The sequence below is a fragment of the Candidatus Marsarchaeota archaeon genome (assembly GCA_023473665.1).
Lineage (GTDB): Archaea > Micrarchaeota > Micrarchaeia > Micrarchaeales > Micrarchaeaceae > JAMCYM01.
On sequence record JAMCYM010000003.1, the window covers coordinates 277,946 to 289,992 of the forward strand.

16 protein-coding genes and 1 tRNA gene are annotated in these 12,047 nt (G+C 55.7%); 13 read left to right on the forward strand and 4 right to left on the reverse strand.

Going from position 1 to position 12,047, the window contains the following annotated elements; all coding sequences use genetic code 11:
- Positions 1–3: 3 nt before the first annotated feature.
- On the forward strand, positions 4–1,785 hold the full coding sequence (locus M1158_04345; GenBank protein ID MCL5100312.1) for an ATP-dependent DNA ligase: 1,782 nt from the start codon (positions 4–6) through the stop codon (positions 1,783–1,785).
- A 63-nt stretch (positions 1,786–1,848) separates the two neighbouring features.
- Here M1158_04345 and M1158_04350 read toward each other — a convergent pair whose 3' ends face one another.
- Complete coding sequence (locus tag M1158_04350) at positions 1,849–2,175, reverse strand: hypothetical protein (GenBank protein MCL5100313.1); 327 nt, start codon at positions 2,173–2,175, stop codon at positions 1,849–1,851.
- A gap of 243 nt (positions 2,176–2,418) precedes the next feature.
- On the opposite strand from M1158_04350, the gene M1158_04355 reads away from it, so the two are divergent.
- From M1158_04355 to M1158_04400, 10 genes are read left to right on the forward strand one after another with little or no spacing between them, the layout of a single operon-like run.
- A complete protein-coding gene (locus M1158_04355; GenBank protein ID MCL5100314.1) occupies positions 2,419–3,852 on the forward strand; it encodes a type II/IV secretion system ATPase subunit in 1,434 nt (477 codons plus the stop codon).
- Positions 3,849–4,562 carry a hypothetical protein gene (locus M1158_04360; GenBank protein ID MCL5100315.1) on the forward strand — a complete coding sequence of 238 codons (714 nt, stop codon included), beginning with the start codon at positions 3,849–3,851 and terminating at the stop codon, positions 4,560–4,562. The genes M1158_04355 and M1158_04360 overlap by 4 nt, the downstream gene beginning before the upstream one ends.
- Positions 4,552–5,346, forward strand: coding sequence for a hypothetical protein (locus M1158_04365; GenBank protein MCL5100316.1), 795 nt, complete (start codon positions 4,552–4,554; stop codon positions 5,344–5,346). Before M1158_04360 ends, M1158_04365 begins: the two co-directional genes overlap by 11 nt.
- A gap of 17 nt (positions 5,347–5,363) precedes the next feature.
- Entirely contained in the window at positions 5,364–5,603 is a 240-nt protein-coding gene (locus M1158_04370; protein ID MCL5100317.1) for a hypothetical protein, read from the forward strand.
- Between the two features lie 9 nt (positions 5,604–5,612).
- Positions 5,613–5,990: a hypothetical protein gene (locus M1158_04375; protein MCL5100318.1), complete on the forward strand. Its 378-nt coding sequence runs from the start codon at positions 5,613–5,615 to the stop codon at positions 5,988–5,990.
- Positions 5,991–5,994: 4 nt separating this feature from the next.
- Positions 5,995–6,195 carry a hypothetical protein gene (locus tag M1158_04380; protein ID MCL5100319.1) on the forward strand — a complete coding sequence of 67 codons (201 nt, stop codon included), beginning with the start codon at positions 5,995–5,997 and terminating at the stop codon, positions 6,193–6,195.
- 4 nt (positions 6,196–6,199) lie between these two features.
- Positions 6,200–6,529, forward strand: coding sequence for a hypothetical protein (locus M1158_04385; protein ID MCL5100320.1), 330 nt, complete (start codon positions 6,200–6,202; stop codon positions 6,527–6,529).
- Positions 6,530–6,537: 8 nt separating this feature from the next.
- Positions 6,538–7,818 carry a hypothetical protein gene (locus M1158_04390; protein ID MCL5100321.1) on the forward strand — a complete coding sequence of 427 codons (1,281 nt, stop codon included), beginning with the start codon at positions 6,538–6,540 and terminating at the stop codon, positions 7,816–7,818.
- A 22-nt stretch (positions 7,819–7,840) separates the two neighbouring features.
- Positions 7,841–8,212: a hypothetical protein gene (locus tag M1158_04395; protein ID MCL5100322.1), complete on the forward strand. Its 372-nt coding sequence runs from the start codon at positions 7,841–7,843 to the stop codon at positions 8,210–8,212.
- The gene (locus tag M1158_04400) at positions 8,213–8,536 is read left to right on the forward strand and encodes a hypothetical protein (GenBank protein ID MCL5100323.1); all 324 of its coding nucleotides are present in this window, start codon (positions 8,213–8,215) and stop codon (positions 8,534–8,536) included.
- A gap of 21 nt (positions 8,537–8,557) precedes the next feature.
- Here the strand turns inward: M1158_04400 and M1158_04405 are convergent, their stop codons facing one another.
- Together M1158_04405 and M1158_04410 are read right to left on the reverse strand one after the other, a co-directional pair.
- The gene (locus M1158_04405; protein MCL5100324.1) at positions 8,558–10,069 is read right to left on the reverse strand and encodes an AAA family ATPase; all 1,512 of its coding nucleotides are present in this window, start codon (positions 10,067–10,069) and stop codon (positions 8,558–8,560) included.
- Between the two features lie 46 nt (positions 10,070–10,115).
- Entirely contained in the window at positions 10,116–10,553 is a 438-nt protein-coding gene (locus tag M1158_04410; protein MCL5100325.1) for a ribonuclease HI family protein, read from the reverse strand.
- 68 nt (positions 10,554–10,621) lie between these two features.
- Between M1158_04410 and M1158_04415 the strand changes: the two genes are divergently transcribed.
- Both M1158_04415 and M1158_04420 read left to right on the forward strand, forming a co-directional pair.
- Complete coding sequence (locus M1158_04415; GenBank protein MCL5100326.1) at positions 10,622–11,230, forward strand: TIGR00296 family protein; 609 nt, start codon at positions 10,622–10,624, stop codon at positions 11,228–11,230.
- Positions 11,231–11,305: transfer RNA gene (locus M1158_04420), tRNA-Ile, on the forward strand.
- A 107-nt stretch (positions 11,306–11,412) separates the two neighbouring features.
- On the opposite strand, the gene M1158_04425 is transcribed toward M1158_04420, so the two are convergent.
- The coding region (locus M1158_04425) for a hypothetical protein (protein ID MCL5100327.1) at positions 11,413–12,047 on the reverse strand (635 nt) is incomplete at its 5' end.

A 12,047-nucleotide genomic window follows, 5' to 3' on the forward strand; every position in this document is an offset into this window, starting at 1 on the left:
TTTATGCTTTTCAAGGAACTTGCCGATTTTTATAGCAGGCTCGAAGGAGTGTCTTCGCGCCTCACGATGATAGACATACTGACCGAAGCGCTCAAGAGCGCCGGCACGGAAGAGGCTCAGAAGATAATATATATGACGGAGGGCATACTCGCCCCGCCGTTCGAGGGCCTCGACTTCGGCATAGCGGAGAAGACGGCCGAAGACTCCATAGCCATGGCAACAGGCTACACGAAGGAGCAGGTGCATTCCGAGTACAAGAAGCTCGGGGACATGGGACTGGTGGCAGAGAAGCTGGTTGGAGCTACCAAGCTGAGGCGCATGCGAAGCTCGCAGTACACAGTCAGCCAGTTATACGACACGATGCTCAAGATCTCGCGCACCTCCGGCCACGGGAGTAAGGACACCAAGATAAAGATGCTTGCCGATGCGATAGCATCGTCGTCGCCGCTTGAGGCGCGCTACGTTGTGCGCTACCCACTCGGCGAGCTGCGCCTCGGCGCAGGCGACTCGACAATACTCGAGGCGCTTTCCGTGGTTGCTACAGGAGGGCGCTCGATAAAGGCGGAGCTAGAAGCCGCATACAACATATGCAGCGACCTCGGCCTCGTGGGCAGGGCCGTGAAGGAGGGCGGCGCCGATGCCATAAAGCACTTCAAGGTGGATCTATTCAAGCCGATAAGGCCCGCTCTTGCGGAGCGGCTGCCTACCGCAGAGCAGATACTGGAGCGCATGCACGGGAGGTGCGCCGTAGAGCAGAAGTACGACGGATTCAGGTGCCAGATACACAAGGACGGTGCTGACGTGCGCATATTCTCGCGAAGGCTGGAGAACACCACTGCCATGTTCCCTGACATAGTGAAGGCGGTGCAGCGCGAGGTCAAGGCGCGGCGCATAATATTCGAAGGCGAGGCGCTGGCATACAACGAAGCTACCGGCGAGTTCATGCCATTCCAGGAAACGATACAGAGGAAGCGCAAGCACGGCATCAAGGAGAAGATAGAGGAGCTGCCACTGCACCTCATGGCGTTCGACGTGATGTACATCGATGGCAAGGACTACATGCACGAACCTTACGAGCAGCGGAGGAAGGCGCTCGAGGGCGTGCTGTCAAAAGACGGCATAATACTGCCAACAAAGCGCATCATAACCTCTTCGGCCAAGGAGCTCGAATCGTTCTTCGAGAGCTCCGTCGAGAACGGCCTCGAGGGCATAGTGGCGAAGGACCTGCAGGCAGAATACATAGCCGGCGCCAGAAAGTTCAGCTGGATAAAGCTCAAGCGCAGCTACAGGGGCGAGCTCTCTGACACGCTCGACCTCGTCATAGTGGGCTACTTCCTCGGCAGGGGCGCTCGCGCCGAGTTAAAGTTCGGGGGCCTGCTCTGCGCGGTCTACAACGAGAAGCGTGACATGTTCGAGACGGTTTCCAGGCTGGGCACCGGCTTCACCGAGAAGCAGATGACCGAGCTAAAGGAACTCCTTGACAAGGCGAAGTCGAAGCCCAAGCCCGCGCGCGTAGACTCGCTGATAGAACCGGATTTCTGGGTTTATCCCAAGTACGTAGTCACGGTAAAGGCCGACGAGATAACGCGCTCGCCCATGCACACCTGCGGCAGGTCGAAGAGCGAGAGCGGCGAGGAGACAGGATACGCGCTGCGCTTCCCGAGGCTTGTGGGCGAAGAGGCGGTGAGGAGCGACAAGAGCGTAGAAGAGGCGACGACTACGAAGGAGGTCGAGGAGATGTTCAGGCAGCAGAGGAAGGTGCGCGTGGTTGATAATCCATCCTAGGTCCATTTCCAAAAATCAGTCACCGAGTAAGCGATAAGGTATGCCGGCCTTCGATATGGCCGTTCACACTTCCCTTGCATTCTCTATTATTCTAGAAAACTTCTGCACGCTCTTCACTATGTCCTTCATCTTTGGATTGAGCTTGTAGCCGAGGCCGTAGCCGTTCGCCGTCCTTATGTGCGTCGGCTGTATGGCGTTGAGGTCGAGCGAGAGCTCCCTGAGCGTTATTATGAGCGTCTTTCTGGTGAACTTCTTCTCCAGATCCGCGTAGAGCTCCTTGGTGGTTCTCGGAGATTTCTGCAAAAGCAGATTCATTACAGCGTAATTCGGCCTGCTGAGCACCTTTCGGAGCGCCCAAATCTCATCTTGCTGCTTCTCACGCTTAGGCATACCCACCCACACAAACTATTCAGAATGAAGGTTTAAAAGCCTTTGTAGTGCGGGTCACAAACGTTGACTAATATTCAAGATTAAACGCCCTCTGGACGGATTTTCTGGCGGCCCATTGCCAAACTTATATACAAAAGTATAAGAATATTTACTTTAGTAAATATAATGGTAGATGAGTAGATGGCATTGCTGCATGGCCTACTCGGCAACATTGGGGCGCGACATGCGCAAAAGGGTGGGCGCATGGCTGAGGGCAAGCTCTCGTTCACCATAACCGCTTCATATCCTGACAAGCCACTCGAACAGCCGGACCGCTTCAGGGTCATAGGCAAGTCCGGCAGCTCGATGCTCTATTCGCTGCTCGCCCTTCCCGACGAGAAGGCGGTGATGAATGATGCAGCGAAGGCCAAATCCAGGCTCATCAATGCGCTCTCGGCAGACATGGGAGTTGGCGACCTGACCTTCAGGCCTGCAATCGAGAGGGCCATGTCGATCGCGTCAACATTCACGGAGGCCGATCCGCGCAAGGCCATAATCCCCTACATAGCGGCGCACGAGGTAGCGGGCTACGGCCCTATAAGCATGCTGCTCGACGACAGGTCTGGCATAGAAGAGATAATGATAAATTCTCCGGCTTCGAATATCGTGATCTACCACTCAAAGTACGGCTACTGCCAGACAAACATGAGATTCAACGGCGCGCCAGAATTCAGGTTCACCATGAACCGCATACTCGGCGATCTCGACACCGAGATAAGCGAAGAACATCCCATCATAGACGCGCAGCTGTATGACGGTTCCAGGCTTCACGCGCAGCTGGCTCCGTATGCAGTAAGCGGCGCAGCGGCCTCGATACGCCTGAGCGCAGGCAGGCGCATAGATATCAGGCGCATGCTCGCAGAAGGCACGACCAGCGCGGAGGCGCTCGCATATCTGTGGATGGCGCTTCTTGCGGGCGCGAACATAGCCATAGCAGGCGCTCCAGCCACTGGCAAGACCACGCTCCTGGTGGCGCTCAACGACCTAATGCCGCACTACGAGCGCATAATAACCATAGAAGAAGACATAAACGAGCTCAAGCCGTATGGCAACTTCATGAATGCGACGATGCTGCAGGGCTCGAGCATAGCGGGCAGGCATGCGGTCAAGGAGCAGGTGATCAACGCGCTGCACCTGAGGCCTGACAGGCTGATTGTTGGAGAGGTGCGGGGCGAGGAGACAGGCGAGGTCTTCTTCGGCGCAAACATAGGCGTGCCGTTCATAACTACGCTGCACGCGTCAGCCAACGGCACCGCCGTGATAGACAGGCTCTCGACGAAGCCCATGGCCGTGCAGCGCGAGCTCGTAAGCATGCTGGACGTTTCCGTGCTCATGGAGAAGGCGCATGACGGCGTGCGAAGGCTATCGAGCATAGCAGAGTACTCATGGCTTGCGAGGGGCGAGCTGCCATACGAAACAGGCAAGGAATTCGACGTGCTGTACGTGGCCGAAGGCGCGAGCGTCATCCAACAGGCCCTGAAGGCCTCAAAGGTCCTCAAGGCATATTCCAGCGAGTTCTCGCTCAGCATGGCCGAAACGATTAAGGATTTCAAGCGCAGGGCCTCGTTCCTGGCAGGGCTTACAAGCAAGGAAGGAGACGTCTACAACCTGATAAGAGAGTATGGTGTCGTCCTATGATCATTCCAAGCGCAGAGCAGGTGATTGGCACTGTTGCAGCGCCGATTGCAGCCCTAGCAATTATCGGCCTTACTGGCGTAAGGCTGCTTGTGTTCATACCTCTGTCAGTTTCATTGCTTGCCGTGTTCCTAATCTTCGGAATGCGCCGTGCCGCAGCGCGGCGGCGCGCTGCCGAGCTGGCCGGGCTCCATCTCATAATCCAGGAGACGCTCTCGCGTATGGCGCATGGCAAGCCCTTCCCTGCAGCATTGCGGGCCTCTATCGGCCATGCGCGCCCTGACGACGCTGCGCGTTCGGTTCTAGGCATCGCATTGGCGAGAATGGAAGCGGGCGACATGCCCAAGCAGGCGATCGGGAACGCGATTGCAGACCAGCGCTGCTCGGGCTTCAGTGATGCCCTCAAGGAGGGGATTGCGTGCATGGCGCGCGCCGCTGCAAGCGCCAACATGGCCGGCGCCCTGCGCTCGTTCGACGAGGAGCTCGAAAGAAACGCAACTGAAGCATCTGAGAGGCGCGCCGGCCGCATGCAGCGCTCCGGCGCAATATCGATGCTGCTCGGGACCATCGTGCCGTCGTTCATGACATTCGGGCTCGTCGGCTATTCTATAGTCTACCAGCAGGGCCTGCTCCTTGGCGCCTTTGCTGTTATGCTTGTAGTTGCCATGCCTGGCCTTTACAGCATGAGCACCGGGTGGATGGATGAGAGCTGATGCGAGGGCATTGCTGGGAATCATGGGCAGCGGCGCTGCGGCCCTGCCTTCTTTTGCAGCGGCGCTGCTCCTCGCCTATCTTGGCATCATGGTGCCTGCAATAGCCGTAATAGCAGTATTCGGTTTCGCGTGGAACGCAAGCAGGACGCGCGCCAATAAGGCCAGGGCAAGCGCAGACTCTATGGCCCTCGGCCTTGCGCGCCGGCTTGCGGAGCGCCTGCGGCGCGGCAAGCCGCTGCTCGGCTCTTTGGAGCGTTCAATGGTGCCAGGCGAAAGGCGGTACGATGGGCTAAGGGCCGCACTGTTCCGCTACAAGGGTTCAGGCGATGCTTCTGCCATAGCCTCGCTCGATGCGATGGGCTCTGACAAGCTGCGCAGGCTGTTCGAGCTAATGGCGCGCCTGCTGCCCAGCAGCGCAAGCCCGCTGAACCCGATTGAGGCGCTGGCAAGCGATCTGGAGCATGAAGAGTCGTACCGCATGAGAGGCATAGGCCTTGCTAGCAACTACTCCTCTGTGCTGCGTATGGGCACAGCTGTGTTCTTCCCGCTCTTCGCAGGCATAAGCATGAATGTGATGGCCTTTGCGCATGCTTCACTAGGGGGCACGTCCATAAATCCGGCGCAGCTCTTCGCCATATTCACGGCATACGCAGTGCTGGCCAACTATGCCGGCACGATGCGCGGCCCAGGAAAGATTACGGCGAGGGCAGCGAGCACTGCGTTCTTCGGCGCTGTCGCAGTGATTGTAATGAGGGTGGTGTCAACGCTCTCGCTTGCCATATGATGTGTATAGGTGGGTAAATGATGGAAGGGCAGATAAACGTGATAAGGGCGTTCCTTGCGGTCGCAAGGGCGAAGCGTGCGCAGAGCTCTCTCGAGTACATAATGATGCTCTCTGCGGTGAGCATCATCATCGTGATAGCCCTGGCAATGATAATGCAGCTGAAGGGCGCTGCCGTGCACACGTTCTTCAACTCCACGAACCAGAGCATAGGTGCTGAGCTCACGAACGAGCTTGCAAACCTGACGGCGCCGAAGTAGTGATGCAGAATGGATGCATGCCCTAGGGCGCAGGCCTCGTTCGAGTTCATGCTCTATACTGCAGCTTCGGTGCTGGCCCTTGCCGCGGTGCTTCCGCTCGCATCGCATGCGTACGGACCCGTGGCGAAGGCCTACTCAGGCATGGATTACGGGCAGCTCGCAGCAGCGATAAACTCCAACATGCAGTACTCTTCGAGCAACTTCACAGCGTACGTGCCAGGCGGACTGTGCGGCGGTCATGCGACTATGCTGGCGAGCTCGCTCGGCGGCTCGCTGGAGCTTGACGCGCCTGTGGAATTCAGCGCCAGGGTGTGCGCAAGCAGCGGGCTTGCGGAGCTCTCGATGGCGTACGCGTACAACGGCACATACGTGCTTGATGCAGGGTGACATCATGCGGGCTCAGCTTTCAGCAAGCATTCTGGCGGAACTCGCGATGGCGCTGGCTGTGGCGCTTTTCGCCATGTGGGGCATGCACCTTGCCATAGTGCCGCTGCATGCGGCATATGCGAGCATAAGCAATGCATCGAACGCGTCGCATGCAGCGATAAACTCAAGCATAGCCCCGTATGGGCTTTTCGGTATAGCAACGTGAGCGAATGAAGAAAAAGGCGCAGGCCGCGCAGGTCGAAATGCTGGCTGCCGCAGCCCTATTTGCGCTGCTGGTAATCGGCGCAGTTTACGCGGCTGGCCGCACCGCCAGTACGATTGAGGCGTATGCGCAGGGTGTCCAGGGTGCCATATCATCAGGCGCGCAGATGCAGAAAGCCGCATATCTCGCATCGGAGCCCAACGCCTCCATGCCCACGCTCGGCAACATATCAACTGCAAGACTACAAATAAGCAAAAGTGGCAGCGGCATGCGCCCATACAACGGCTCCCGGCTTATCGTGCTGAATGGATCTGTATACATCATGAAGTGGACTTAGGCGACACAATGAAACTGCAGGCATCGATCGAATTCATGCTGCTTATTGCAGCAGTCGCGGGCATAAGCCTCACGATGCTCGCAATCTATGGCCATATGGTACACATCCAGGAGAATGCACTGGCAGGCGTGGCCAACTCGAGCTATGCTGCGCAGGCGAATTTCTCGGCGCCCCAGTCACCGCATTACAGCGGCCCGTACATGGAGGTACCTGCCGTTACATACGTCAACAGGAGCAATGTTGTTCTTGTTGCGTTCTCCGGCACCGCCGTGACCATGCGGTACATAAATGTGTCGTCTAGCGGCGCGGTTATCGAGCCACGCTCATACGCCAACACGAGCATGGACGGGCTGGCAGTGTTCAGCTTTACGTTCATACCGAAGGCGCCTGGCGCGTATACAATTGGCATTGACTACGCGGTAGCGCCTGGAGACCCGCAGCTCGCAAGCACGGACACGTATGCAGTCTACCAAACAGCCAACTCTACTGCGCAAACTGGCCAGTATTCGGCCGCGATAGACGCCCTGAAGGAGCTCCTGCTTTTCAACCTCTCGAATGCCAGCCCTACGTATACCGTGACAGAATCAAGCCACTGCAGCTATCTGAACTGGTGGGGGCAGCAGCTCTCCATATCCCAGCAGTGCGGCGGCGCCAAATGGTACTACTGGACGTTTTCCGATTCCTGCTACTACAGCGCGAACCCCGTCATGACCAGCACCACCTGCGTGTACCTCAATCCTACAAATGTATCGATAGCCGGCCTGGCGCCCGCGCCATCCAAGGATTTCAACATAACGCTGCTCCTGTACAACTCGTCAATCGAGCTCCATGCCAACCTGAGCAGCAGCGCAAGCGCCTCAGGGATATACTCCCAATCCGGCATGCAGTACGGGAACGCCACGGTGTCTGGCGGAATATCCTATACGGGGCCGTCGCCGCAGGGATACGAGGTTCGGACATACGACGGGAATGATGCATTGCTGAACCAGACGGCCTATTACCCGTACCAGCAGGCATATGACAGCTTGCTAAGCACGATGGCGTACTACAACAATACCAGCGTAGGCTATTCTACCCCGATGCAAGAGGCGATAAGCGCCTATAACGCAGCATCCCAAGCGATAGCAAGCGCGCATTCGGCATACATGCAGGGCTGCAACTTCACCAAAACCGGCAATGCATACGCCTGCACGCCGTATGCACCTTTCCAATTCTCGAACATAACGCTCCGCATGCGTGCGGAGAACCAGACCCTGCTGGTGCAAGGCTCGACAATAAACGTAAGGTGATCTGATCAAAGCGCAGCTCGCGATGCTGGAGGCGCTCGTCGCAATGTCAATGGGCGCGTCGCTGCTGGTCTCTATCACCTACCTCGCCTACTCCTATTCGAATGCCGGAGCCCCGGAGGTTGTGCTGCACGAGGCCGTCTTCGACATTGCAGGCATAGCCTACCGCAATTCGACTTTCAGGTCGTGCCTGGCGATATGGGACCAGGCATGCATAATCTCATACCTGTCTGAATTCAGGAATGTGTATTCGTTGGGTTATGTGGGCGTGCAGCGCGGAAGCGAAAGCGTTTACTCTGGCACGCGCGCGGAGTGCGCAAGCACGCTTGAGTACTGCATCCCGATGCAGCTCAACGCAGCCTATAACGAATACTGCTTCGCGCTGTGCGGTGGGTGAATGGCGTTCTTCGGCCTGCTTATAACGATTGTGGCGCTCTTCTCTGTAGTAATGCTGTACTACATGCATGGCATAGGCGACGCATCAACCGCCCTTCAGCAGCAGGCGCTCCTCTACTCGAACATAGTTTCCGTTGAGACGTTTGCGCGCATCATCGACTACAGCATGCCGTCAGGCGGCAATGCCTCTGCGATCTCCAACTGGCGCGCGTCGATATACTCCGCATCGATGGCCGACATGGTGAACGTGACGTTTTCTAACAGCTTCATAGAGGTGCGAAGCCTTGGCGCTCCTTATGCATACGCTGTGGTGCAGGAATCGTAGCCGTCGGGCGCCAGCAGCTTTTCAGAAGAGATGAAGGGCCCACCAGCGCATGAACTTCACCAGGCGGATCCTAGAAGGGCTGGTGTTCTTCTTTATGTCCTTGACCATTGTCTTGTAGAGCACCTTCTCCTGCGCGTCAAGCTTGCCCTCCTTGACTATCTCCTGCTTCTTGCCCTCCACGATCTGCGTCTCGGTCTTGCTTATCACGTCCTTCTTGACCATCGAGTACCATTCGTCGAGGGAGCTGCCCGAGAAGTCCTTGTCCTTGAGCACCTTGAGCAGGTCGCTCATGCCGAGCTTCCTGCTCTTGCTGTAAGCGTACTCGTGCAGCAGTGGCAGCATTGCCGCCTTGTCGCATATTCGGTCTATGTCTGCCGGGCTGTACCCCATACTGGCGCGCGCAAGCCTGCCATAGTTCAGCCTGCCTCTGGGCTTGTTCCTCGTATCGAACTCGAACATCCTCTTCCTGTCGCGGTACTTCGGGGGCGCCAGGTAGATGCTGTCGCCGAACCTGCCGCTGCGCTTTAGCGCAGGATCGATGTCCCACGGCGAGTTCGTCGCACCTATCACGAAAAGGCCGTTCGGGTCGCTCTCTATGCCGTTCATCTCCACCAGGAACTGGTTCACCGCGAGGCGCAGAGCCGAGCTCTCGCCCCCCTCTTGGCCCCCACCTCCGCGCTTGACGCCGAGTGCATCGAGCTCGTCAACAAATATAATGCAGGGCCTGTTCCTCCTCGCCTGCTCGAATATCTGGTGGAGGTTCTTCTCCGTGTTGCCCGTATACATATCGACTATCTGATTGATCCTCGCTATTATGACGTTGGCGTTCGCCTCGCCAGCTATCGCGTTCACCACATACGTCTTGCCGGTGCCAGGCGGCCCGTAGAGCAGAAGCCCTACGCCGAGCTTCTTCCCGTACTTCTTGAACAGCTCCGGTTTCTGTATGGCGAGCACTACGTTGTCGTGCAGGTATGTCTTGACCTTTTCGAGACCGACCACGCTGTCGAACTTTATCTTCGACTTGTAGAAGGCCACGCGCTTTATCTGGCCCTCTTCTATGACGTCGCCGGTCTCCTCCCTCTCTGCAGGCCTGCTTACCGACACCTGCTGCTCGTGCTTGCCAGTATCGATATGTATGAGCGAGTCTATGTGCTCCAGCCTGTTCTTCGCTTCCACGTAATCCGGGTTGGCCGCCAGCGACTTCTCGTACCAGTAGCGTGCGCCAAGCAGGTCGTTGTTCGATTCGGCTATGTCCCCGAAGAGGAGCGGCGCGTCAGGGCTCTTCGGCTGCAGCTCCATCACTCTTTCGAGGTCTTTCTTCGCCTCGTCGTAGTTGTGCATGATGCGCTCCGTGAGCGCCCTGTTGAAATATGCATCCCCATACGAGGGATTGAGCGCTATCGCTTCGGTGAACTCCTTTACTGCTTCTTCGAACTTGCCGTCCTCGAAGAGGGAATTGCCCTTCTTCCAGTGCTCCTTGGCAGGGGGCAATGCGCCCTGGCCCGCGTCCTGGCTCCCTGGCTCGTCAGGCATCATATATCACCATGCAGTGCTCAAAGTAAATTTCAATGTCAAATATTTAGCCCTTTTCCTTGCCCATTCCGTCGAGCAGTTCGTTCAGCATGCGGTCCACTTTACCTATGTTGGCGTTTTCGCGCGGCAGGTTCGAGAACGTTACTGAGTTGAAGCTTTTCGCGAGCGCGAGTGCCCTCTTGTGCAGCGGCGCCAAGCTGCCTGCCTTGACCTTGTAATTCCCGTTGAGCTGCCTGACAACAAGCTGACTGTCTGAGAACAGCATTATATCGGAATCGTTCGGCGCCTTGAGGTGGGCTTTGCACCATTCGAGCGCCTCGATTACCGCCATGTATTCCGCGTAATTGTTGGTCTTGCTGCCGTTGTATACCGCACTGCTCTTCCTGAGCTTGCCGGAGCTGTCGTATATCATGAAACCTGAGGCGCTCTCGCCAGGATTATCCCGCGCAGCTCCGTCGGTATATACTGTTATTGTGCCTGGCATGCGCTCATTCATCAATTTGATGCGTTAAGGCTTTATTTATGCGCTTGGATAGCTAACCGGGCAATGCGATGCGTGAATACTCGATCGAGGACGGCAAGACCATGGTGCAGGCTGCACGCTCGGCCATAGAGCTCTACATAAGGAACCCGAAGTTCGACAAGTCCATGGTGGAGAAGGAGCTCTCCAAATTCAGGCAGAGGCACGGCGTTTTCGTCACGCTTTATTACCATCCATCGGAGCAGCTGCGCGGCTGCGTAGGTTTTCCCAGGCCTGTGAACGCGGTGAGCCATGACCTGGTTGAGGCTGCCCTGGCCGCAGCGTTCGAGGACCCGCGCTTCGTGCCGATGTCGACGAACGAGCTCGACGATACAGCCATAGAGGTAAGCATACTGTCCGATCCGGTGCCGCTGAAGGGCAGCGCAATGACGCGCCTGAAGAACGTTGTCGTGGGCCGCGACGGGCTGATTGTCGAATACGGAGTATACAGCGGCCTCCTGCTGCCCATCGTGGCCGTGGAGCAGCACTGGGATGCCGAGCGGTTCCTGCGCGAAGTGTGCGTAAAGGCGGGCCTGCCCGAGACCTATTGGACGCAGGCGAACGTCAATCTATATAAATACGAGACGCAAGTATTCAGGGAGGAGAAGCCGAACGGCGAAATCATCGAAGTAAAGTTCTGAGGGCCCGTAGCTTAGCCTGGTTGGAGCGTCTGACTGATAATCAGAAGGACGAGAGTTCAAATCTCTCCGGGCCCATTTTGTTCTCGGGGTTATATATAGAAGCCTCAAATGTCCCCCTTCTCTAACATAGTTTTAGCATGGAGAAGGGCTGAGAAAGAGAGGGGTTGCAGGGCGTTGTCTACTTAGCTATTGATATTGTGATAGTCGGCATTAGTACCCATATTCACCTGAGGATTACATCCAATAACATTATTATAGTAATCTCCGTTTGTTCCTATGTTAACAATTGAAGGGCATGCATTTTGATAGTTTGTATAATCTCCATTTGTCCCAATATTAACTACGAAATTCGTGCATCCTCCACCAGTACTGCCATCTCCATTCGTGCCTATATTTACTACAGACATGCAATTAGAAGTAGGCATAATTGTAGTAGTATAAATAGAAGTAGTTGAGTTTAATGTGTATTGTATGGTTGTCTGGGTTGTGTGTTGGTTAGTTGAATTACCAAAGATATTTGCGAAAAAATCTACTATCGAAGCTATAAAATTAGAAAATACCGCTCCAAATCCACCCGTACTTGTCTGATTGTTAGACGTTATTATTGTTGTAGTATTTTGAGAGGAATATTGTATAGTTGTTGTAGATGCAGTTGTATAGTAAGGTACTGTTGTGGTTGATGCACTAGTAGTAGGGGTAGTTTTGTTAAGAAAACGGATAATTCCTCTCTGATAAGAAATTATTTTATTATCTATACCAAATTTATTACCTCCAATTAATGTACTATTAATAAGATAAATCGTGTTATTTATTCCTG